Origin of the sequence: Rhodococcus maanshanensis NBRC 100610 (assembly GCF_001894865.1) — a bacterium.
In the GTDB taxonomy this organism is placed as follows: domain Bacteria; phylum Actinomycetota; class Actinomycetes; order Mycobacteriales; family Mycobacteriaceae; genus Rhodococcus_G; species Rhodococcus_G maanshanensis.
This window is the reverse complement of record NZ_BCXA01000033.1, coordinates 17,362-38,085: the sequence shown is the minus strand read 5'-3', so window position 1 is coordinate 38,085 and position 20,724 is coordinate 17,362. Positions and strand designations below refer to the sequence as shown.

Below are 20,724 nucleotides of genomic sequence, written 5' to 3'. Positions count from 1 at the left end.
GAGTGCCTGCGCCCCAAGATGTACCGATCCGCGACGAGTCGATCCGCCTCGGCCAGTTCCTCAAACTGGCGAACCTGATCGAATCGGGCGCCGATGCCAAGGCCGTCATCGCCGACGGTCTGGTCAGCGTGAACGGCGAGGAAGAGGTCCGCCGCGGCCGCCAGTTGCACGAGGGCGACGTGGTGGAGATCGGTGGGATCAGCGTGCGGGTGTCGCGCTAGGTGGTCGCTTGAGTAATCTCGCCCTCGAAGTCGGGGTGCGGATTCGACACGATGAGAGCCGATCCGTCCATGGCGACGCGGCCGTGGGCGAGTTTGTCAGTCTGAGGAAGGCTGAAGAGGCCTGCGACGAACACTGCCACTGAGCTGAAGAAGATGATCGTCATCATCCCGTCCTCGCCTCGCCCTCTGAGTGCGAAGAGCGTGCAGAACAGAAATATGCCGGCTACGAATGCCAGCAGAGAGAATCCGAAGCGCCTCCGTCGGTAACGCAAGCATTCATCGCAGAACGGCCATTCATCCCAGAGGAAAAGAGACTGCGCGCGGATGCGGTTCCACTCGATGATTTGCCAAAAGGCGATGAAGCAAGTGATGCGCTTCCACCTGGGGTAACCCGGTCCCGTGAACGGCAGTACCGGCACTGACGAAAAATGCGTACTGCGGCGTCCTGCTGCGGCCTGTCCGTGCGCAACGCATACGTCCGGCGCAGGTTGGATCAACTCGTAATTTCGATCGCGCAGAAGGTGTTTCGTTGCTGCTGGCCCGTGGAGATCATCGTCGGCCTGTGGGCGAATCGGCAGACGAATCTCCGGAGGCGTGGCAGCTTGCACCGGCCAATGATTGCGTACGCGGTTGAAGTCGGCAACCAGTTCGTCCGTCGACGGGCCGGGTGGCCCGGCGTGGTAGCGTCCCGAATCCGGGGGTGGATTCAATGAGTGACTTGGTCGTCGAACCCGACGATATCGACAGGTTCGCAGCGCGAATGGGCGAGCTTTCCGAGCAATCCAGGCAGGCACTGGACTATCTGAACCGGTGGTTGGCGATTGACTACGGTGATGGGCGGATATTCGTCACGGCAGTGGAAGCCGCATCCTCGATAAGAGATTCACTCAGCGACACCTATCGCACTCTCGAACGACTGAACTCGGATGCCAGTTCTGAGCTGCGCAGGACTGCTCAGATGTACCGGGCTACCGAGAATGTCACGGCGTTCGAGCTGGACCGAACGTACGGATCGCGGCATGACTGAACAACCGAGCGCGCACCTCGCACAGCCAGGAGCGGCCGATCCGATTCCGGATGCACTCGAAGACATCGTTGGCCTCCAGTACATCAGTCCGTCGTATTGGTTTGAGAAGGCCCTGACCACGGTTTTCGATTGGAATCCGTACGAGCTCGCAGCACAGCAGGTTGCGGGCGATTGGGAAGCGGTGCGCAAGGCGGGTGATGCAGTCAAGAACCTCGCAGATTTCAACCTCGCGCATGCCGATGCGGTCAAGGCTGCTTCCGCAGATGTGGCTCATTCGTGGAGAGGCAACGCGGCGGACGCGGCTACGAGTTACTTTGCAGGGCTTGCTGACGGCTTGGATGCGCAGTCCCGTGGAATGAGCGCGATCGCTGGTCAACTGGACCAGATGGCTCTGGGAATGTACGAGACGCAGCAGGCGATCAAGGGGTTGCTCTCGACATTGACGGACCAACTAATTGTGTTCGGTGTGGAGCTTGCCGCCACAGCTGCGCTCAGTGCAACGGTTGTGGGCGGTGTTGCGCTGGGTGCTGCGGCGGCCTTCCAGGTCACTCGAATTCTGGCGACCTGGGACAGTGTCGTGACTTGTTGGACTGCGGCGTGGAACGTCGCGCAGGGGGCGATCGGCCTGATCGCCGGGTACCTTGCCGGAATCAACGGCGTCGACGTGGGGTCGCTGCCTGGGGCTTCGTACGATCATCCGGGGGCATAGGTGAAGGTTGAAGGTGGAGAGCCGGTAATCGATCTGGCCGGAGGCGACCCTGGAGTTTCCCGGCATCTGCGGGATGTTCTTCAAAAGCTGTCCGAGCGTAGCCATGACAGGGAGTTCAAGGAACTGGTCGAGGACGTCCTCTCCGGGCGCCGCGGGCTGCGAGATGTTGCCTCATCCCCCGTCTTTGCGCGGGAATTGGATCCTCTCGTTGCAGCAGGTGCAAGAAAGTTCACGGAGTTGTCCGAGGAACAGAGAGCTGACCTTGCCGCTGAAGGCGACAGACAACTCAGCCAGTTGGGGTCGGATTCTCGAAGGTCAGATCGTGCCTCCGTTCACCCCGATGTCGACGAAGCCGACGACGACTACTTTTCGAACCGGGGTCCGGTCTTGAGATCCGACTGGTAGCACCCGTCGCCTCAACTCGACGAGTCGAGCGTGCAGCTGTCGGGGCATCGTCCGAGTGGAGACGCCGACAACTGCACGCTCGGCGGTCAGACCACGAGCGGGACGAGGGCCTTGCGGTCGGTGGGGTAGTCCTCGAACTTCTCGCGGTACCACTTGTGGGTCGCGATCGCTCGGGGGATCAGGTTGCCCGCGGTGATCAGGAAGATGACGACGCCCGCCAGGGACCAGGTCAGCAGGGCGAACCCGGCCCAGGCGATGAGCTCGCCGAGGTAGGCCGGGCTGGTGACGAACCGGAACCCGCCGCCGTACGGGATCTTGTACTCGGTCGCGCCGGGGTTCTGCTTGTCCCGGAGATTGCGCACGATCGACTCGGACGACACCAGCAGGGCGAACCCGCCCAGGTAGATCACCACGCCGATGAGGAATCGGGGGTCGGTCAGCCACTCGGTTCCGTACTGGTTCAGGTAGTCGTGGCTGAAGAAGGCGCCGTTGAGGTAGCCGTGCATGCAGGTCACCAGCATGCCCATGCCGATGACGGAGACATTGAAGGTGCTGCGCTTGCCCGGGACCTGCCGGATCGACAGCGGGAAGAACCAGCCGCGGTTCGCGTAGTGCAGCAGCCAGATCCCGGCGAGGACCAGCGAGGTGGGCTCGAACCGGTTCGGGCCTGTCAGGAAGAAGATGGCGAAGACCACCGTCGCGGGGATCTCCATCAGCCACCAGCCCAGCTTCGGGTTGAGGTTGAACCCGAGGTTGGTCGAGCTGAATCGGCCGTACGAACTCTGGGCGAAGAAGCCGCCGATGATGACGAATGCCGCGAAGGCGAAGGCGATCGTCAGGACGGTGTCGTAGACCGTGTTCCCGGTGTACCAGTGCATCGAGATCCTTCATCGTGCGAGCGGCCGGCTCGGCCACGTTCGAGGTGGAGCCGCCCGATCGCGACACCAAACTGGAACACGTTCTACCACGTCTCGATTCTGTCCGCGGCGCTATCGCGCGATCGGTGCGTTGGCGACAAGCCCTGGAAAGGGCGCGGTTTGGCCGCTCAGGCGAGGCGGGGCGCACGAATCGGTGGCGCGCCCCGCTCGGCAACGTCCGAGAAAATTGAACGCGGGCGGGCCCTACTCGACGTATTGCTGCTCGAACTCCGCGGTGGGCGGAGTCGGGGTGATGATGTCGATGAGGATGCCGCCGGGGCCGGCGATGATGAAGTGCCGCTGCCCGAAGTCCTCCGTGCGGATGTCGAGCACCGCGGGGTGGCGTCCGAGTGTCACGAGGCGCTCGTACTCGGCGTCCACGTCCTCGACCTCGAAATTGAGGATGAGGCCCTGTGCGCGCGAGCGGTACCCGTCGGGGATGGTCTCGTGGGTGTGATCGAGGATCGCGAGTTCGAGGTCGGGTTCGCGTCGAAGGCTTACGTACCAATCGGATTCGAATGTCGACTCGAAGTCGAACCAGCGGCGAAAGAAGTCCGCCGATTCACCGACGGTGTCCGTGCAGATCACCGGATAGAAGCTCGTCTTTGCCATGAGGCTCTCCGTTCACGATAGATACGTACGCAATGTATGTGTCTGCACCATACGCATACACTGCGTACGTATCAATGGGTCAGCGAAGGGGTCGGATTGAGTCCGTCGAAGAAGGAGCAGACCGCGACGACGACGCGAGCGCTGCTCGCGGTGGCCGTCGAGATGTTCGCCGACCGCGGATACGGCGCGGTCGGACTCGACGACGTCGCAAGGCAATCCGGTCTCACGCGCGGTGCGGTCTACCACCACTTCGGCAGCAAGGCGGGACTGTTCGACGCCGTCGTGGAACAGGTGCAACGCGAGGTCGCCGAGCGTGTCGGTCACGCCGCGGCCGCGGCGGGGAATCTGTGGGACGCCCTCGTCGTGGGCTGCCACGAGTTCGTCCGCGCCGGGTCGGACCGCAGGGTCCATCGGATCATGCTGATCGATGCGCCTGCCGTGCTCGGCTGGCAGCGCTGGCGGGAGCTCGACGCGGCCAACTCGGGTCGCCTGCTGCAGGAGGTGCTCGACGAGTTGCAGGCGGAGGGCACAATCGCTCCCGGACTCGCCGAACCGGCCGCACACCTGCTGTCCGGTGCGATGAACGAGGCGGTGCTCTGGGTGGCCCAGTCGGAGGTCCCCGGTCGGGACCGGGAATCGGCGCTGGCGACGCTCGACCATCTGCTGGGCTCCCTGCGGCAGCGCTGACCTCGTCGAGAGTGCACCTACCGCACGCCCCACTCGGCCGATGCCCCGACAACTGCACAATCGGCGGGACACCGCGCCCGGGGCTCGCAGGGCACCGGATGGGTATCGGGCGCACAACTCCGCACGGGGTGTCCGAATTGTCCACGAATCCTTGGGCTTTCGCGTCGCGTGACGTGGACGTGAACCCCCGGCGTCAGTAATTCCCTCCCGGTTCACGGGGAGGACACGAAGCATGCACGAAGTGCGTCAGTGCACTGAATAGCGTCCGGTCATCGTTGTTCATCGATGAAGGGATCGGACGTGACCACCTCACCACTCAACCGCAGGGCGTTTCTCGGACGCACCGCGCTCACCGGGCTCGGCGTCGCACTCGCGGGAAGCGTTGACACCCTGTTCCGGCCCCAGGTCGCGGCCGCGGTGCCGGGGACGGCGCCCGGGTACGGCCCGCTCGTTCCCGACCCCAACAAGATCCTGTCGCTGCCCGCGGGATTCTCCTACACGGTCGTCTCTCGCTCGGGAGAAACCCTGCTCGACGACGGCTCGCCGGTCCCGAGCGACCCCGACGCGAACGGCGTGTTCGCGAACGGAAACGGTGCCACCATCGTGACGAATCACGAGGTCGGCAGCAACGAGCCCTTCGGTGTCCCGGTGGTCGACGGTCTCACCTACGACCCGGGTGCCCGCGGCGGCACCACCACCGCCACGGTCGGGCCGAACGGGGCACGTCAGGGCCAGTACGTCAGCGTGGCCGGAACCGTGAACAACTGTGCCGGTGGCATCACCCCGTGGGGCACCTGGCTCACCTGCGAGGAAACCGAGGCCCGCGCCGGATCGAACGGCTTCACCCGCGACCACGGCTACGTCTTCGAGGTCGCCCCGGCCAGCCAGGCTGCGAACGTCGGCAAGAGCCCGATTCCGCTGAAGTTCCTGGGCCGGTACGCGCACGAGGCGGTCGCCGTCGACCCGGCGACGAGTGCCATCTACCTCACCGAGGACGCATCCAACCCGAACGGCCTGTACTACCGGTGGACCCCGCCGCAGGGTTTCGTCGGCGGCCCTGGCGCGCTCCACGCGCTCGCCCAGTCGGCCGGCGGGGACACCGCGGGCAGCCTGCAGGCGATGAAGTGCCTCTCCGGCGGTACCCACGTGCCGGACCTGTCCCGGGCCACCGAACCGGGCGTCCGCTACACGGTGCAGTGGGTCGACGTTCCCGACCGGGACGCGAAGTCCACGTCGGTGCGCAAGCAGTTCACGAACGACCAGGTCACGCGCAGTCGCAAGCTCGAGGGTCAGTGGTGGGGCGATGGCGGTGTCTACTTCGTCGCCAGCTTCGCCCGCACCAGTGACGGCAGCGTCGCCGAGCACGACGGCCAGGTCTGGTTCTACAACCCCGCCACCGAGACGGTCGAGCTCAAGACCCTCTTCGGTGTGAACCCGGACCCGGCCGTCGACACCGGGAACTACGACGGCCCCGACAACATCACCGTTTCCCCGCACGGCGGCATGATCCTCGCCGAGGACGGCGAGGGCATCAGCCACCTGATCGGTGTGACGGAGGAGGGGCAGCCGTTCCCGATCGCCCGTAATGAGCTGAACGACAGTGAGTTCTGCGGCCCGGCGTTCAGTGCCGACGGGAAGACCCTGTACGCGAACATTCAGACACCCGGCCTGGTCCTTGCGATCACCGGGCCGTGGCGTCGCGCGGCGGGGGGTTCGGTCTTCGGCTCGTAGCGGCGAGTGTGCACCTGTCGGCGGATATCGCGGGTGGTCGCGTCGCCAGGTGCACACTCGGCTGCGGTGAGGGCGTCAGCTGCCGGGCACTGTTCTATGGCGTCTCGCGGTGCCACACTGGATGGGCCAGCCACGTCTTCTCGAAGGGCGGCACGGCGATGAGGACAACACCACAGCGCAGGACGTCCCGGTACGTTCGGGTGACCGTCACCATGATCGTGATGATGGTGCTGCACATGGGATTCGGCGGCGTCACCGCATCGGCCGTCCAGATCGGGCGGACGCAGGGCGGCGCGGTGTCCGCGGTCGCGAACGTCTCGACGCACCAGTTCACGGTCAGCATCGACGGGCAACCGGTGCGGACCATGCCGGCCTCGATGGGTAAGCCCGGCCACGAGACCCCGCTGGGGACCTTCCGGGTGCTGGAGAAGTTCCGCGACATGGTGATGGACTCGTCGACCTACGGCGTGCCCATCGACTCGCCCGAGGGATATCGGCTGTATGTCGAGTACGCGGTCCGCATCACCTGGGGCGGCATCTTCGTGCACGCCGCGCCGTGGTCGGTCGAATCGCAGGGGGTCGAGAACGTCAGCCACGGCTGCATCAACCTGAGCCCCGAGAATGCGCAGTGGTTCTACGAGAACGTGCAGATCGGCGACCTGGTCACCGTGGTCGGTTGAACCGACAGCCTCCGCGCACCCGCCGAGTGTGCACCTACCGCGTACCGCACTCGGCGGATGCGGCGGCGACTGCATACTCGGCGGGCCGGGGTTACGCCTCCGCGCGGACGACGACGCCGTCGTCGTCGCTGTAGACCATCTCGCCGGGGTTGAAGGTGACGCCGCCGAAGGAGACCGGCACGTTCTTCTCGCCCGAGCCGGTCTGGGTGCTCTTGCGCGGGTTGGTGCCGAGGGCCTTGATGCCGATCTCGAGGGTGCGCAGGATCGCCGAGTCGCGGACCGCGCCGTTGACGATCACGCCCGCCCAGCCGTTGGCGACGCCCTTGCCGCCGATGATGTCGCCGACCAGCGCGGTGTGCACGCTCGCGTCGCCGTCCACCACCAGCACGCCACCGTTGCCGGGCTCGCCGAGGGTCTGCTTCACCAGCAGGTTGTCCTGGAAGCACTTGATGGTGGTGATGCGGCCGGAAAAGACTGCGCGGCCGCCGAACTGGATGAACTGAGTGTCACAGCTGCGGATGTCGGGGCCGATCTCGTCGGCCAGATCTGCGGTCGCTACCTGCTCAGTCATCTGTTCTTCCCTTCGTCTGTTGAACGCATCCACCCTAGTTCGCCGCGGGCCCGCCGCGGCCGTGGCGCTGCTCATAGTCGTCGCGGGTGCTGTCCGCCCGACGCTGCGCCTTCTCGTTGAGCAGTTCCGGGTCCAGGCCGTGGGCGAGCAGCCGGTGCCTGCGGTAGATGTTCATCAGCGCGATCGCGAAATACAGCACGGGGAACAGCAGCAGCGCCATCATCGCCAGTGGGATCCACCGCTCGCCGGGGATGAGCAGGTAGAACGCCAGGAACAGCGGGATCAGCGGCAGTGTGAAACGCAGCACGTAGCGCACCGAGGCACCGGGGCCCACCAGGTCGTTGCGTACCCAGTCCTGCATGGAGTCGGGCAGGGTACGGCCGAACAGGTAGCCGAGGTACTGCGTGAGGGAGGGTTTGCGCTGGTCGGGCATGGTCATAGGGTAGGGCACCCGAGTCGGGCCGAACGCCCGCCGGGTGACGGATCGACCCGGCGGCGGTGCGCCATCGAAACCGCCCGCTCGAGGCGAGAGCGGGGGACCCGAGTTGCAGACCGACCGGTACGTGTCCTAAATTTCTGGTTTGCTCCCTTCCGGGAGTACCGGAGGCCTGTTGTGCGGCCCCGGAGGCAACACCGCAGCGAGACCGGCTCCGACTCGGGGCAGGCAATGTATTCCGGGGGGAATATGTATTTCGGGGGAATCGTCCCGCGCTTTGCGCCGGACCAGGTCATCTATCGCGTCCCGCGCCTTGCGGCGCTGACCCGTCGTGCTCTCGGCCGACACGGTTCTTCTCCTCTTCGCTGACCCAGCAACCACGTCATCCATTCGCGGTCACGCCGATCGGCGGCACCGCGCGGCCCATTGCGGCCTCGGATCGCGTCGGCACCATCGCGACCTCACGTGGTGGTGCCACCACCACGAAACTTCGAAGGAGAACCAATGAACCACCACAATGGCGCCCGTCATCGCGCGCGCACCGAGCGTGCGACGGTGGTGGGTGTGATCCCGCTGGCGATCGCGATCACCTGCGCGGGACCGGCTTTCGCCCAGCCCGGTGTGATGGTGCCGGAGGCCGAGCAGCCCGGCGTCGTGGCGGAGTCCGCCCCAGCTCCCGAGCCTGCGCCCGAGGTCGAGCCCGCCCCGGAGCCGAAGACCTACTGGATCGCGCCTCCGGTTGAGTACGCCGAGGTGCCCACCCGTCCGGTGCCCACCTACGACTACACCGAGCCCGTCGCGCCGGTGGAGTTCCAGGAACTGCACCTGCCCGTCGCGGTCGAGGTGGTGGCCCCCATCGAGGCGCCGAAGGAGCGGCTGCGGATCGGTGACTACGTCTCCGACCAGCCGAACTGGCTCTCCGACGAGTACCTCAACCGGACGAACAACACCTCCGCCGTGATCGAGGCGCAGGTCAACACGTTCTGGAAGTCCATCGGCGTGGATGCCAGCCGCTCGGACCGCATCGCCGCGGCGACGGTCGGCGGCGCGGCGGCAGGCGCGGTCACAGGCGCGGTCACCGCCGGTGTCCCGTTCGCGGTCGGCGGGGCCCTCATCGGAGGCACCATCGGCGGTAACGCGGGCCTGGCCGTCGGCAACGCGTTCATTCCAGGATTCGGCTGGGTCGCGGCCGGTCCCGTCGGCACCGCAGCAGGCGCCGCGATCGGCGCCGCCGCGGCCGGAATCCCCGCGGCTGCGGTTGGCGCGGTCGTGGGTGGCGTGGCGGGCGGCGCCGCGGGTACCGCCTTCGGCGCGGGCGACAGCCTCGGCACCCCGACCGAGCTCGTCCTGCCGAACGTCACCGAGCCCGACGCCGCGGCGCTGAAGCTGCAGGCAGGCGAGGAGTACGCCCGGCTCGCCATCGAGCAGCCGGCCGCGGCCACCGCCGTGGTCGATGCGGTCGTTGCGGCCCCGCAGCTCGCGGAGCAGGTCACCGGCCAGGCGGTCGTTGCCCGCGAGGCGACCCTCGCCCAGCCGGGTGGCGAGCAGGTCATCGCCGGACTCGACGCCGCCGCGGTGGAGCTGAATCACGCGTTCGGTCCCGCCGCGGGCATGGTCGGCGAGGCGTTGGCCGCGGGCCGGGACGGCCTGGCCGTCTAGGGCCGCCAGCGCACCGGCAACAGGAGGTTCGACATCGTGGGCACGCGACAACCGCCGCCCGGCGGTCGATTCGGCGAATCGTCGTCAGATCAGCGTCGCCCGCCCCCATGGGTCCCGATAGCCGGCCCGAAGCCGGGCACCTCCGACCCGGGCGCACCGGGTGCCTGGTTCGACAAACCGCAGGACGGTGCGCCGCCGGTCATCGACACCGGCTGGGTGCCGCCGCAGTCCCAGCCGGGGTGGCTGCGGCGGCACCGGGTCGACGTGGCACTGGGCGCCGTCGTCGCGGTGGTCGTCGCGGGCGGCGCGGCGACCGCGTTGCTGCTGGCCGACCGGGGGGCGTCCGACGGCATGGTCTCGCCTGCCACCTCTCCCGCGGCGTCCGACGCGTCCGACGAGCCCGTCGAGGCGACATGGTGCGCCGGATTCGCCGACGGGGAGCTGGTCTCACCCGACTCGTCGGACCACGGCGCCGCGACGATCGCGGGATTCGAGGACGCCTACTACGTGGCCCGCGACGGGGTCAGGGCCCGCACCTACGTCGCGCCCAATGCCCTCGTCGCCTCCGCGGAGCAGATCGGGCAGGGAATCTCTCAGATCCCCACCGGTACAACGCATTGCCTACTCGTGAAGCGGATCGGTGAGGGAAGGTACGCGGTCGACGTGTTCGACCGACGGCCCGACAACAGCGCCAATCACTACCGCCACACCTTCACCACCGCGGCGGACCCGGCGTCGCCGACAGGGGCCGCCATCACGTCCATCACGCTTCGAGAGGGGAAGTGACCCGGCATGAGCCGCGGCTACACGGATTCGACCCGCACCTGGGCGATCCACACCTACCGGCAGACCCGCGACCAGTACCGGTCGCGGCTGGAGTGCTGCGCCGCCATCGCTGCGGACGTGGGCGCGCACGCGAACACCGTGGTGCGCTGGGTCAACGACGAGCTGGGCCGGCCGCGAGTCGTGTCGGAGGAGGACCTCCCGCAGCGAGTCCGGGACCTCGAGGGTGAGGTCCGCAGGCTGAGGCAGGCGAATCGGGAACTGAGCGAACGTATTTCGCTCGGTCCGTGATCCGCGTCCGCTCACTGCCGGGAGCGGCGCCGCTGCCGCGCGTTGGCCATCCCGACCGCGGCGCGCAGGACGTGCGGTGCTCGGCGGGCGGTTTGCAGCACCGCCCGATCGATCATGTTCAGGCTCAGAGGCTTTCGCGATGCGGATGACGGCTCGCCCTCGGCCGGGGCGTCGGTGGCCGCCAGGGCGTACAGCTGCCATCGGCCGGGGACGCCCTTGAGTTCGTGCGTTCCGTGGTCGACGAAGGAGAGGCCGGACCCGACCACCAGGTCCCGGACGGTCCGCGAGACCAGCACCTCGCCCGGCCCGGCCGCGGCCCCGATCCGGGCGCCGATGTGCACGGTCATTCCGGTCAGTTCGGCTCCGATGCCCTCGACCTCGCCGGTGTGCACGCCCGCGCGCACAGCCAGCCCCAGGTCCTCGGCCTGCCGGCACACGATCCGGGCGCACCGGACCGCGGCCGCCGGGCCGTCGAACACGCTGAGCGTGCCGTCGCCCGCGACGTTCACCAGCCGGCCACCGGCCAGCTCGACCTCGTTGCGGACCTGCCGTTCATGGGTGGCGCGCAGGTCGCGATAGGGGCCGTCGCCGATCCGGGCCAGCGTCTCGGTGGACCCGGCGATGTCGGTGAACAGCACCGAGGCGAGATAGCGCTCGGCGTCGACGGGCCGATGGACCCCGGTCGCGACCTCCTCGATGTGGTCGATGATCGGTATCCAGGCCTCGCCGAGCGACGCACCGGGTGCCGCGGCCTCCAGCGTGTGCAGCGTGGCGTGCGGGATCGAGTCGGTGACGTAGCGGGAGACCGCCTCGGGCATTGAGCTGGCCGCCGGGTGGAGCACCCGCGTCGTGCACTGGACGAGGGGGAGGGCGTCGGAGCAGTCGATCCGGAGCAGCCACTCGAGGTGCGCGCGGGCGGCCGCGGGCGGCGCGGAGCAGCGTTCGAGCAGCGCCAGCAGCCTGCGATTGAACGGCGAGTCCTGGCTGGGGTCCCACATCGACATGAGCTGGCCGGAACCCCAGTTGTCGTAGACCTTCCGCCAGCCCTCGACGTAGCGGGCCAGGGAGTCGGGGTCCCAGCCGTGCGGGATGTCAGGGCCGTCGCGGAGCATGCCCTCGATGAACGGTTGCTGCAGCAGCAGGCCGTTCACCCGCTCGGGCGCGCGGGCGGCCAGCAGCACCAGGGGCCCACAGGTGCTGCCGATGCCCACCATGGTGGCGCGTTGCATGCCGATCGCGTCCATCACCGCGAGCACGTCGTCGGCCTGCTGTTCGAGGGTGGGGATGTGGTCGACGGGGTCGGACAGGCCGAGGCCGCGGCGCTGGAAGTAGACGGTGCGCGAGAAGGTCGCCGTCCGCTCGAAGAGGTAGTGGATGTGCGGATCGGTCCACATCAGGTCCGGGTGCAGACCGATCTCGAGGAACAGGACCACGTCGGCGCCGCTCTCGCCCACGACCTGATAGGCCAGCGCGTGCCCGTCGCGCTCGACGTACCTGGTACCCGGTGGGTCCATGATTCCAGGCTAGTCGGGTCAGTCGGATCGACGGGACAGTCGGCGCTGCCGCGCATTGGCCATCCCGGCCGCGGCGCGCAGGACGTGCGGGGCGCGGCGGGCCATGCGGAGCACCGCCCGATCGATGATGGTGAGGCTCAGGGTTTTTCGCGATTCGGTCGAGGAATCGCCCTCGGTCGCCGCATCGGTGGTGGCGAGGGCGTACAGCTGCCATCGGCCGGGGACGCCCTTGAGTTCGTGCGTTCCGTGGTCGATGAACGAGAGGCCGGAGCCGACCACCTGGTCCCGCACCGCGCGCGAGACCAGCACCTCGCCCGGCCCGGCCGCGGCCCCGATCCGGGCGCCGATGTGCACGGTGATCCCGGTCAGCTCCGTCCCGATGCCCTCGACCTCGCCGGTGTGCACGCCCGCGCGCACAGCCAGCCCCAGGTCCTCGGCCTGCCTGCAGACGGTTCGCGCACAGCGGATCGCCGCCGCCGGGCCGTCGAACACGCTGAGGGTGCCGTCGCCCGCGACGTTCACGAGCCGGCCATCGGCCAGTTCGACCTCGTTGCGGACCTGCCGTTCGTGGGTGGCGCGCAGGTCGCGGTAGGGGGCGTCGCCGATCCGGGCCAGCGTCTCGGTGGATCCGGCGATGTCGGTGAACAGCACCGAGGCGAGATAGCGCTCGGCGTCGACGGGCCGATGGACCCCGGTCGCGACCTCCTCGATGTGATCGAGGACCTCGATCCAGGCCTGACCCATCGAGGTGCCGGGCGGAAGCGGCGGAAGTACGTGCAGTGTGCCGTGCGGGATCGCCTCGGTGATGTGCCCCGAGGCCGCCAACGGGACCGCGCTCTGCGCGGAGTGGAGCACACGCGTCCCGCACTGGATGGACCCGAGCACATCGAAATAGTCGATCCGGAACAACCATTCGAGGTGTGCGCGGGCCGTGGCGGGGGTCGCCGAGCAGCGTTCGAGCAGCGCCATCAGCCGCCGATTGAACGGCGAGTCCTGGCTGGGGTCCCACATCGCGATGACCAGGCCCGAACCCCAGTTGTCGTAGACGGCCCGCCACCCGTCGACGAAGCGGTCCCGCGCCTCGACGGTCCAACCCCGGGGCAGGTCCACGCCCTCGCGGAGCGCACCCTCGACGAACGGCTGCTGGAACACCAACCCGACCACCCGGTCCGGGGTGCGGGCCGCGATCAACGCGAGAGCGCCGCAGGTGCTGCCGATGCCGACGAGGGTGGCGCGTTGCATGCCGATCGCGTCCATCACCGCGAGCACGTCGTCGGCCTGCTGCTCGAGGGTGGGGACGTGGTCGACAGGGTCCGACAGTCCGAAACCGCGGCGCTGGAAATACACCATCCGGCAGAAGGTCGCGGCACGCTCGAAGACATAGTGGATGTGCGGATCGGTCCACATGAGATCGGGGTGCAGGCCGATCTCGAGGAACAGGACCACGTCGGCGCCGCTCTCGCCCACGACCTGGTAGGCAAGCGCGTGACCGTCGCGCTCGACGTACCTGGTACCCGGTGGGTCCATGATTCCAGGCTAGTCGCCGGACCAACCCTGTCGGGAGGACCACCGCTGCCGCGCGTAGGCCATGCTGACCGCCGCCCGCAACACCTGCGGCGCCCGCCTGGCGGTCCTGAGCAGGGCCTGATCGATCAGGCTCAGGCGCGGCGCCTTCCGCGAGACGGTCCGTGGTGTGTGATCGGCACCGGCGAGGGCGTACAGCCGCCATCGCCCGGGCACTCCCTTCAGCTTCCGTTCCCCGTGGTCGACGAAGGAGAGCCCGGATCCCATCGACAGGTCGCGGGCCGCGCGCGAGACCAGCACCTCGCCCGCTGCCGCCGCCGCTCCGATCCGCGCGCCGACGTGCACGGTCATCCCCGTCAACTCCGGGCCTGCGCGCTGTACGTCGCCGGTGTGCACCCCCGCGCGGACCTCGAGGCCGAGTTCCCTTGCGCCCCTGCGCACCCGCTCGGCGCAGCGGATCGCGGCGACCGGGCCGTCGAAGACGCTGAAGGTGCCGTCGCCGGTGACGTTGACCAGGCTTCCGCCCGCCTGCTCCACCTCGACTCGGACGCTGCGTTCGTGCGCGGCCAGCAGATCGCGGTAGGCGTCGTCGCCGATGCGTGCCAGGACCTCCGTCGATCCGACCGGGTCGGTGAACAGAAGTGCGGCGAGGAAGCGGTCGGCGTGACCCGGGTGGTGCTCTCCGGTTGCGACCACTTCCACGTGATCGAGAATCGGCACCCAGGCCTCGCCCAACGAGGCGCCCGCAGGAGCCTGCGGCAGAAGATGGAAGCTGCCGTTCGGGATCAAATCGGCCACATGGCGCGACGCCCCCCTCGAGACCGGACTCGCGGGCACGAGCAGAACTCGGGTGGGGCATTGGATCGAGGGCAGGGCCTCGGAATAGCCCACACGGAGAATGTGTTCGAAGTGCGCCTGTGCGGTCGCGGGCGTCGATGTACAGCGCTCCAGCAATGCCATCAGGCGTCGGTTGAACGGTGAGTCCACCGCCGGATCCCACATCGGAACGCTCGCGCCAGATCCCCAGTGTGCATACGCCGATCGCCACCCGCCGATGAACCTCTCGATGTCGGCTGGATCCCAACCGGGCGGTGTCCCGGTCCCGAGCAGGCGCTCGGCGAACGCCTGGATGAGCACGAGGCCGGCGACACGCTCGGGCGCTCGAGCGGCGAGGAGCGCCACCGGTCCACACGCGCTGGCGACTCCGACGAGTGTTGCCGACCGCATCCCGATCTCGTCCATGACCGCGAGCAGGTCACCGGCCTGTTGTTCGAGGGTGGGGATGTGGTCGACCGGGTCGGACAGGCCGACCCCGCGGCGCTGGAGGTATGCCGTGCGGGCAAAAGTCGTTCCCCGGTCGAGCAGGTAGTGGATCTGCGGGTCCGTCCACAGCAGGTCGAGGTGCATGTTGAGCTCGAAATACCAGACCACGTCGACGTCGCCCTCGCCCACGACCTGGTAGGCAAGCGCGTGACCGTCGCGCTCGACGTACCTGGTACCCGGTGGGTCCATGAGTCCAGGCTAGCCGCCGGACCAACCGTGTCGGGAGGGCAGCGCGACGGTTTCGGGGCGTGTGGTCCGTTACGGGTGCGGGTGCGGACCGCTGTCCGGACCGTGCAGGTGGGCTCGTTCCCCGTCCCGGTCGAAGATGGTGAGGATCTCCACGGGGCCGCCGTGCGCCCCGATGGCATGCGGGACCATGGTCGAGAACTCGGCCGCCTCACCGGCCTGGACCAGCAGTGTTCGCTCGCCCAGGTGCAGCCGGGCGGTGCCGGACAGCACGGTGAACCAGTCGCGTCCCGGGTGCACCCCCAGCTGGTCCGCCGTGGTCGGACGGTCGGGGGTGATGCGCATCTTCGCCACGGTCACACCTGGCAGGGCCCGGTCGCGGGAGAGGAGCCAGGTCGTCACCCCCGGCGTGTGTTCGGGCTGCGGACGGATCACCACGTCCTCGTCGTCCGCCGACTCGACCAGTTGATCGAGGGTGGTGCCGAGGGCCCGGGCGATGGGGACCAGCTGATCGAGGGCGATCCTGCGGTGCCCGGTCTCGATGCGGCTCAGGGTGGAGGGGCTCAGGAAGCAGCGCGCCGCGAGGGCGTCCAGCGACCAGCCCCTGGCCAGGCGAAGGCCGCGGATGCGCTGCCGGATCATGGCGTCCATGGTGACTTCTTGCGTCATAGGCAAGATGGTATGCCTATTGCGCATGACGCGCCTAGGGTGGAGCCATGACGCAGCACTCCCACCAGCATGGACATACCCACGGCCACGCACACGGCCATCACCACGAACACGGACACCACGACGAGTCGGGCCTGGCGGACATGCTGGACCTGGACGCGGAGGTGCACGGCGCTCGCCTGGGTGAGGTGACGGACTGGGTGGGGCAGCTCGCCCCCGACGCCCCGCGCGCGGTCGCCGACATCGGTGCCGGGACGGGCACCGGCACACTGGAACTCGCGCGCCGGTTCCCCGAGGCCGAGTTGATCGCGATTGACTCGTCGCAGGCGATGCTCGAGCGCCTCCTGGCATCGGCACGCGAGGGCGGTCTGGTCGACCGGCTGCGCGTCTTGCAGGCCGACCTCGACGCAGGCTGGCCCGCGGTCGGCGAGGTCGACGTCGCCTGGGCCGCGTTGTCGTTGCATCATGTCGCCGACCCGGACCGGGTGCTCCGCGACATCTACGACGCCCTGAACCCGGGCGGCTTGCTCGCGGTCATCGAGATGGACGCGTTGCCGCGCTTCCTGCCCGATGACGTGGGTGTGGGCAGACCCGGACTGGAATCACGGTGCCACGAGGCCATCGCCCGGGCGAACTGGAATGCGCACCCGAACTGGCGGCCGCACCTGGAGGCGGCAGGGTTCGAGATCGCCGAGCAGCGCACCTTCACCTTCGACGTGAGTCCCTCGCAGGCGAGCATGGCGCGGTACGCGCAGACATTCCTGACTCGCGTGCGCGCCTCCCTCGGCGACAGTCTGGCCGCCGACGACCTCGACACCCTCGACCAGCTCCTGGGGGGTGACCGACCCGGCTCGCTGCAGCGGCGCAGCGACCTGAGGCTCCGGGGCAGCCGGACCGGATGGGCGGCCCGCCGACCCTGAGTTCCCGGGAGGCGAGACGCGGATGGCGAAGTCGTCTCGGGGAGCACATCATTCGTGTTAGCTGGTCGCGAACCATCTCATCTGAAGCAAGGATCTCGGTCGTGTCGCTCAATATTGCCGATCTGTACGAGGCGGTCGCGGACGCGATTCCCGACCGCGTGCCGTTGATCTTCGGATCGCCGGACCCCGCGGGCGCCGGTCCTGGCACGTCACAGCGCCGCACCTACGCGGAGCTCGAGCAGCGGGCCAATCGGCTCGCCCACCATCTGCAGTCGGTCGGGGTGCGGCCGGGCCAGCACGTCGGCATCCACATGCGCAACAGCATCGAGTACGTCGAGGGCCTGCTCGCCTGCCTGAAGATCCGGGCGGTGCCGATCAACGTCAACTTCCGGTACACCGACGCGGAGCTGGTCTACCTCTACAACAACTCCGAGATCGTCGCCCTCATCGTCGAGGAGGAGTACCTGCCGACCGCCACCGCCGCCCTGTCGCGCTGCCCTGGCGTGGGGCACCTGTTGACGGTCGGCGCCGACTACGAGGCGGCGCTGGCGGCGCAGTCCCCGGATCGGGACTTCCCGCCACGCAGCCAGGACGACCACTTCATCATCTACACCGGCGGCACCACGGGCATGCCAAAGGGCGTGGTCTGGCGGCACGAGGACTTCTTCTACGCCGCGCTGTCCGGCGCGAACCTGAGCGGCCCACCCCGCACCAGCGTGGCGGAGGTGGTCGAGGCCGCGGCGGCGAACACGAATCCGGCCGTGCTGATGCTCATTCCGCCGCTCATGCACGGGGCTGCGGTCTACTCGCTGCTGACCGCCTTCCTCATGGGGGCGCCGCGGGTGATCGCGCGCAGCTTCGACCCCGTCGAGGTGCTGCGGCTGATCGAGGCCGAGAAGATCGCGGGCATCACCGTCGTCGGCGACGCCATCGCCGGGCCGATCGCGGACGCCATGACGGCGCACGCGGGGGAGTACGACCTGTCCTCGCTCAAGCTGATCGGCTCCGGCGGTGCGCTGTTCTCGCCGCAGCTCAAGGACCGGCTGCGTGAGCTGGTGCCGGGGCTGGTCATCAAGGACGCCTTCGGCGCCTCCGAGTCCGGCAACGACGGGGTCGTCGAGTTCGGTGACGACGGCGCCAAGCGGATCAGGGCCAACCCGAACATGCTGCTCGTCGACGAGCGGGGCCGGGCCATCGCGCCGGGCTCGGACGAGATGGGCTACATCGCGCGCCGCGGTCACGTGCCGGTCGCGTACTTCGGCGACGAGGAGAAGACGGCCGCGACGTTCCCGGTGGTGGAGGGGGTGCGGATGGCCATCCTCGGCGACATGGGGCGGATGGAGGCGGACGGCACCATCGTGCTGCTCGGCCGCGGCTCGATGTGCATCAACTCCGGCGGCGAGAAGGTGTTCCCCGAGGAGGTGGAACAGGCCCTCAAGACGCACCCGGCGGTGGTCGACGCCCTCGTCGCCGGGGTGCCCGACGCCCGGTTCGGCGAGCGGGTCGCCGCGGTGGTGCAGCTGCGCGAGGGCGATCAGGGCGCCGACCCCGCCGAGATCGCCGAGTACTGCCGCGAGCACGTCGCGGGGTACAAGATCCCGCGGTCGATCGTGGTGGTGCCGTCGATCGTGCGGTCGCCGAGCGGCAAGGCGGACTACCGCTGGGCCAAGGAGACGGTCGCGCAGGGCTGAGGCGCACTCCCCTGTGACGCCGGCCACGGACCAGGTAGGTTGTGTGTAACCGCAAGAACTACTCACCAGTAGGGGTATGAAATGCCTGCTCCGTCCGCCGCGACCTTCGCGCGGCTCGCCGACCTCATCGCCATCCCGGATGCGGCGAGCCGCCCGACCCGCCCCGTCGTCGAGGCCTTCACCGGCCGCGAACTGACGACCGTCCCGGTCGGCACCGCGGAGGACGCGGTGGCCGCGATCGAGCGCGCCCGGGTGGCGCAGCGGGAGTGGGCCAAGCGTTCCGCCGACGACCGCGCCCGCGTCTTCCATCGCTACCGCGAGCTGGTGCTGGAGAACCGCGACGCGCTGATGGACATGGCGCAGGCGGAGACCGGCAAGTCCAGGGCCGCCGCCCTGGAGGAGGTCCTCGACATCGCCATGACCGCCCGGTACTACGCCCGGCTCGCGCCGAAGGCGCTCAAGCCGAAGCGGGTCCAGGGCATGCTGCCCGGCCTCACCAAGACCGTGGTGCACCATCACCCGAAGGGCGTCGTCGGCGTCATCTCGCCGTGGAACTACCCGATGACCCTCGCGGTGTCCGACGCCATCGCCGCTCTGATGGCAGGCAACGCGGTGGTCATCAAGCCGGACAGCCAGACCCCGTACTGCGCGCTCGCCTGCGTCGACCTGATGTACCAGGCCGGGCTGCCGCGCGAGGTGTTCGCGGTGGTCCCCGGCCCCGGATCCGTGGTCGGCACCGCGATCGTCGAGAACACCGAGTACCTGATGTTCACGGGATCCACCGCAACCGGCCAGCTGCTCGCCGAGCAGGCCGGCCGCCGGCTGATCGGCTTCTCCGCCGAACTCGGTGGCAAGAACCCGATGATCGTCACCAAGGGCGCCAACCTGCGCGAGGTGGCCGATGCCGCGGTCCGCGCCTGCTACTCGAACTCCGGCCAGTTGTGCATCTCCATCGAGCGGATCTACGTCGAGCAGCCGGTCGCCGACGAGTTCACCAAGCTCTTCGGTGAGCGGGTCAGGAACATGACCCTGGCCCCCGGCTACGAGTTCGGCATCGAGATGGGCAGTCTTGTCTCCGAGGCACAGGTCAAGACCGTGTCCGGCCACGTCGACGACGCCGTGGTCAAGGGCGCCACCGTGGTCGCGGGCGGCAAGGCGCGCCCCGACCTGGGCCCGCTCTTCTACGAGCCGACGGTGCTCACCGGCGTCACCGACGAGATGGAGTGCGCCCGCAACGAGACCTTCGGTCCGCTGGTGTCGATCTACCCGGTCCCCGACGTGAACGAGGCGATCCGGCTGGCCAATGACACCGAGTACGGCCTCAACGCCAGCGTCTGGGCGGGCAGCAAGGCCGAGGGCGAGGCCATCGCGGCCCGGGTCCGCGCAGGCACCGTCAACGTCGACGAGGGGTACGCACCCGCCTGGGGCAGCACCGCGGCGCCGATGGGCGGCATGGGTGTGTCCGGCGTCGGCCGCAGGCACGGTCCCGAGGGTCTGCTCAAGTACACCGAGTCGCAGACCATCGCGACCACGCGGGTGCTGAATCTCGGTGGGCCGCGCGGACTTCCGCCGAAGGTGTGGGCAAAGGTGCTGGCGCCCTTCATCAAGGTGCTGCAGTACGTCCCCGGACGCTGACCGGATGGATCGCGCGAGCGTTCTCATCGAGGCCACGCCGTCGGCGGTGTGGGATGTGGTCACCGACATCGCGGGCATGGGCCGGTTCAGCCCGGAGAACACCGGCGGCCGGTGGACCGGCGGTGAACCGGTGACCGCCGGCGCGACCTTCACCGGCAGCAACCGGCACGGCCCGGTGCGGTGGACCACGCACTGCACGGTGGTCGATGTGGTTCCCGGCGAGCGGTTCTCGTTCGAGGCGGACCAGCCGAAGGCGCGCTGGAGCTACCTGATCGAGCCGAACGGAGCAGGCACCCGGCTCACCGAGACCAGGGAGATCTACGGGACGCCTGCGCTGTGGGTGCGGATCGTGCAGCGCTCGAAGGTGCTCGGTCGTGACCGGGACACGCTGATGCGGGCGGGCATGGAGACCACGCTGGGGCGGATGAAGGCGTTCCTGGAGGCGTAGGGCACCTGCCCGGATCCCGCTCGGCGCCGCGGCGAATCCATCGAAAGTATGAAACTCGGCGCGCCCCCTGCATTTCGCGGCGACG

At 68.6% G+C, this 20,724-nt stretch carries 22 protein-coding genes and 1 pseudogene; 14 read left to right on the top strand and 9 right to left on the bottom strand.

Features of this window, described 5'->3' with window-relative positions:
* Positions 1-2 precede the first annotated feature (2 nt).
* Positions 3-221 (top strand): RNA-binding S4 domain-containing protein, encoded by a 219-nt coding sequence (locus RM1_RS16895; RefSeq protein WP_027502747.1) that lies wholly within the window; start codon positions 3-5, stop codon positions 219-221.
* Here RM1_RS16895 and RM1_RS16890 read toward each other — a convergent pair.
* On the bottom strand, positions 218-829 hold the full coding sequence (locus tag RM1_RS16890; protein WP_143069500.1) for a hypothetical protein: 612 nt from the start codon (positions 827-829) through the stop codon (positions 218-220). The genes RM1_RS16895 and RM1_RS16890 overlap by 4 nt on opposite strands.
* Positions 830-930: 101 nt before the next feature.
* Here RM1_RS16890 and RM1_RS16885 point away from each other — a divergent pair, with 101 nt between their 5' ends.
* Genes RM1_RS16885 through RM1_RS26215 form a run of 3 tightly spaced genes read left to right on the top strand, consistent with a single transcriptional unit; the run spans position 931 to position 2,362 of the window.
* A complete protein-coding gene (locus RM1_RS16885) occupies positions 931-1,248 on the top strand; it encodes a type VII secretion target (protein ID WP_072752904.1) in 318 nt (105 codons plus the stop codon).
* Positions 1,241-1,957: a WXG100 family type VII secretion target gene (locus tag RM1_RS16880; RefSeq protein WP_072752903.1), complete on the top strand. Its 717-nt coding sequence runs from the start codon at positions 1,241-1,243 to the stop codon at positions 1,955-1,957. Before RM1_RS16885 ends, RM1_RS16880 begins: the two co-directional genes overlap by 8 nt.
* Positions 1,958-2,362 carry a hypothetical protein gene (locus RM1_RS26215; protein ID WP_072752902.1) on the top strand — a complete coding sequence of 135 codons (405 nt, stop codon included), beginning with the start codon at positions 1,958-1,960 and terminating at the stop codon, positions 2,360-2,362.
* Positions 2,363-2,448: 86 nt separating this feature from the next.
* Here the strand turns inward: RM1_RS26215 and RM1_RS16870 are convergent, their stop codons facing one another.
* Together RM1_RS16870 and RM1_RS16865 are read right to left on the bottom strand one after the other, a co-directional pair.
* Positions 2,449-3,240 carry a phosphatidylethanolamine N-methyltransferase family domain-containing protein gene (locus tag RM1_RS16870; protein WP_072752901.1) on the bottom strand — a complete coding sequence of 264 codons (792 nt, stop codon included), beginning with the start codon at positions 3,238-3,240 and terminating at the stop codon, positions 2,449-2,451.
* 243 nt (positions 3,241-3,483) lie between these two features.
* Positions 3,484-3,891: a VOC family protein gene (locus RM1_RS16865; protein WP_072752900.1), complete on the bottom strand. Its 408-nt coding sequence runs from the start codon at positions 3,889-3,891 to the stop codon at positions 3,484-3,486.
* A gap of 96 nt (positions 3,892-3,987) precedes the next feature.
* Between RM1_RS16865 and RM1_RS16860 the strand changes: the two genes are divergently transcribed.
* The 3 genes and pseudogenes from RM1_RS16860 to RM1_RS16850 form a co-directional block, all read left to right on the top strand.
* Positions 3,988-4,578 carry a TetR/AcrR family transcriptional regulator gene (locus tag RM1_RS16860; protein ID WP_092667911.1) on the top strand — a complete coding sequence of 197 codons (591 nt, stop codon included), beginning with the start codon at positions 3,988-3,990 and terminating at the stop codon, positions 4,576-4,578.
* A 300-nt stretch (positions 4,579-4,878) separates the two neighbouring features.
* Positions 4,879-6,309: an alkaline phosphatase PhoX gene (locus tag RM1_RS16855; RefSeq protein WP_072752937.1), complete on the top strand. Its 1,431-nt coding sequence runs from the start codon at positions 4,879-4,881 to the stop codon at positions 6,307-6,309.
* Positions 6,310-6,596: 287 nt separating this feature from the next.
* Positions 6,597-6,989 (top strand): annotated as a pseudogene (locus RM1_RS16850) (L,D-transpeptidase); the annotation flags it as partial.
* Between the two features lie 91 nt (positions 6,990-7,080).
* On the opposite strand, the gene rraA reads toward RM1_RS16850, so the two are convergent.
* Both rraA and RM1_RS16840 read right to left on the bottom strand, forming a co-directional pair.
* Positions 7,081-7,560 carry a ribonuclease E activity regulator RraA gene (gene rraA, locus RM1_RS16845; protein ID WP_027502742.1) on the bottom strand — a complete coding sequence of 160 codons (480 nt, stop codon included), beginning with the start codon at positions 7,558-7,560 and terminating at the stop codon, positions 7,081-7,083.
* Positions 7,561-7,594: 34 nt separating this feature from the next.
* Complete coding sequence (locus RM1_RS16840) at positions 7,595-7,993, bottom strand: DUF5313 family protein (RefSeq protein ID WP_027502741.1); 399 nt, start codon at positions 7,991-7,993, stop codon at positions 7,595-7,597.
* 507 nt (positions 7,994-8,500) lie between these two features.
* Between RM1_RS16840 and RM1_RS16835 the strand changes: the two genes are divergently transcribed.
* Genes RM1_RS16835 through RM1_RS16825 form a run of 3 tightly spaced genes read left to right on the top strand, consistent with a single transcriptional unit; the run spans position 8,501 to position 10,729 of the window.
* Complete coding sequence (locus RM1_RS16835) at positions 8,501-9,655, top strand: hypothetical protein (protein ID WP_072752898.1); 1,155 nt, start codon at positions 8,501-8,503, stop codon at positions 9,653-9,655.
* Between the two features lie 36 nt (positions 9,656-9,691).
* Complete coding sequence (locus RM1_RS16830; RefSeq protein WP_072752897.1) at positions 9,692-10,441, top strand: DUF8176 domain-containing protein; 750 nt, start codon at positions 9,692-9,694, stop codon at positions 10,439-10,441.
* 6 nt (positions 10,442-10,447) lie between these two features.
* Positions 10,448-10,729 carry a hypothetical protein gene (locus RM1_RS16825; RefSeq protein ID WP_072752896.1) on the top strand — a complete coding sequence of 94 codons (282 nt, stop codon included), beginning with the start codon at positions 10,448-10,450 and terminating at the stop codon, positions 10,727-10,729.
* Between the two features lie 11 nt (positions 10,730-10,740).
* Here RM1_RS16825 and RM1_RS16820 read toward each other — a convergent pair whose 3' ends face one another.
* The 4 genes from RM1_RS16820 to RM1_RS16805 all read right to left on the bottom strand — a co-directional run bounded on the left by RM1_RS16820 (position 10,741) and on the right by RM1_RS16805 (position 15,945).
* Positions 10,741-12,243, bottom strand: a complete 1,503-nt coding sequence (locus tag RM1_RS16820; protein ID WP_072752895.1) for an adenylate/guanylate cyclase domain-containing protein — start codon at positions 12,241-12,243, stop codon at positions 10,741-10,743.
* A gap of 18 nt (positions 12,244-12,261) precedes the next feature.
* Positions 12,262-13,770 (bottom strand): adenylate/guanylate cyclase domain-containing protein, encoded by a 1,509-nt coding sequence (locus tag RM1_RS16815; protein WP_072752894.1) that lies wholly within the window; start codon positions 13,768-13,770, stop codon positions 12,262-12,264.
* A 9-nt stretch (positions 13,771-13,779) separates the two neighbouring features.
* On the bottom strand, positions 13,780-15,279 hold the full coding sequence (locus tag RM1_RS16810; protein ID WP_072752893.1) for an adenylate/guanylate cyclase domain-containing protein: 1,500 nt from the start codon (positions 15,277-15,279) through the stop codon (positions 13,780-13,782).
* Positions 15,280-15,348: 69 nt separating this feature from the next.
* Positions 15,349-15,945, bottom strand: coding sequence for a helix-turn-helix domain-containing protein (locus tag RM1_RS16805; protein ID WP_072752892.1), 597 nt, complete (start codon positions 15,943-15,945; stop codon positions 15,349-15,351).
* Positions 15,946-15,992: 47 nt separating this feature from the next.
* Between RM1_RS16805 and RM1_RS16800 the strand changes: the two genes are divergently transcribed.
* The 4 genes from RM1_RS16800 (at position 15,993) to RM1_RS16785 (ending at position 20,639) form a co-directional block, all read left to right on the top strand.
* Complete coding sequence (locus tag RM1_RS16800; RefSeq protein ID WP_072752891.1) at positions 15,993-16,865, top strand: class I SAM-dependent methyltransferase; 873 nt, start codon at positions 15,993-15,995, stop codon at positions 16,863-16,865.
* Between the two features lie 101 nt (positions 16,866-16,966).
* Positions 16,967-18,556, top strand: coding sequence for an acyl-CoA synthetase (locus tag RM1_RS16795; RefSeq protein WP_072752890.1), 1,590 nt, complete (start codon positions 16,967-16,969; stop codon positions 18,554-18,556).
* An 81-nt stretch (positions 18,557-18,637) separates the two neighbouring features.
* Positions 18,638-20,191, top strand: a complete 1,554-nt coding sequence (locus RM1_RS16790) for a succinic semialdehyde dehydrogenase (RefSeq protein WP_072752889.1) — start codon at positions 18,638-18,640, stop codon at positions 20,189-20,191.
* 4 nt (positions 20,192-20,195) lie between these two features.
* Positions 20,196-20,639 carry an SRPBCC family protein gene (locus RM1_RS16785; protein ID WP_072752888.1) on the top strand — a complete coding sequence of 148 codons (444 nt, stop codon included), beginning with the start codon at positions 20,196-20,198 and terminating at the stop codon, positions 20,637-20,639.
* Positions 20,640-20,724: the final 85 nt, after the last annotated feature.

What these genes read in the sequence shown, in the direction of transcription:
- RM1_RS16885 (WP_072752904.1), top strand. Translation starts at nt 931, where the DNA reads ATGAGTGACTTGGTCGTCGAACCCGACGATATCGACAGGTTCGCAGCG.
- RM1_RS16880 (WP_072752903.1), top strand. Translation starts at nt 1,241, where the DNA reads ATGACTGAACAACCGAGCGCGCACCTCGCACAGCCAGGAGCGGCCGAT.
- RM1_RS16870 (WP_072752901.1), bottom strand. Translation starts at nt 3,240, where the DNA reads ATGCACTGGTACACCGGGAACACGGTCTACGACACCGTCCTGACGATC.
- RM1_RS16865 (WP_072752900.1), bottom strand. Translation starts at nt 3,891, where the DNA reads ATGGCAAAGACGAGCTTCTATCCGGTGATCTGCACGGACACCGTCGGT.
- rraA (WP_027502742.1), bottom strand. Translation starts at nt 7,560, where the DNA reads ATGACTGAGCAGGTAGCGACCGCAGATCTGGCCGACGAGATCGGCCCC.
- RM1_RS16840 (WP_027502741.1), bottom strand. Translation starts at nt 7,993, where the DNA reads ATGCCCGACCAGCGCAAACCCTCCCTCACGCAGTACCTCGGCTACCTG.
- RM1_RS16835 (WP_072752898.1), top strand. Translation starts at nt 8,501, where the DNA reads ATGAACCACCACAATGGCGCCCGTCATCGCGCGCGCACCGAGCGTGCG.
- RM1_RS16825 (WP_072752896.1), top strand. Translation starts at nt 10,448, where the DNA reads ATGAGCCGCGGCTACACGGATTCGACCCGCACCTGGGCGATCCACACC.
- RM1_RS16820 (WP_072752895.1), bottom strand. Translation starts at nt 12,243, where the DNA reads ATGGACCCACCGGGTACCAGGTACGTCGAGCGCGACGGGCACGCGCTG.
- RM1_RS16815 (WP_072752894.1), bottom strand. Translation starts at nt 13,770, where the DNA reads ATGGACCCACCGGGTACCAGGTACGTCGAGCGCGACGGTCACGCGCTT.
- RM1_RS16810 (WP_072752893.1), bottom strand. Translation starts at nt 15,279, where the DNA reads ATGGACCCACCGGGTACCAGGTACGTCGAGCGCGACGGTCACGCGCTT.
- RM1_RS16805 (WP_072752892.1), bottom strand. Translation starts at nt 15,945, where the DNA reads ATGACGCAAGAAGTCACCATGGACGCCATGATCCGGCAGCGCATCCGC.
- RM1_RS16800 (WP_072752891.1), top strand. Translation starts at nt 15,993, where the DNA reads ATGACGCAGCACTCCCACCAGCATGGACATACCCACGGCCACGCACAC.
- RM1_RS16790 (WP_072752889.1), top strand. Translation starts at nt 18,638, where the DNA reads ATGCCTGCTCCGTCCGCCGCGACCTTCGCGCGGCTCGCCGACCTCATC.
- RM1_RS16785 (WP_072752888.1), top strand. Translation starts at nt 20,196, where the DNA reads ATGGATCGCGCGAGCGTTCTCATCGAGGCCACGCCGTCGGCGGTGTGG.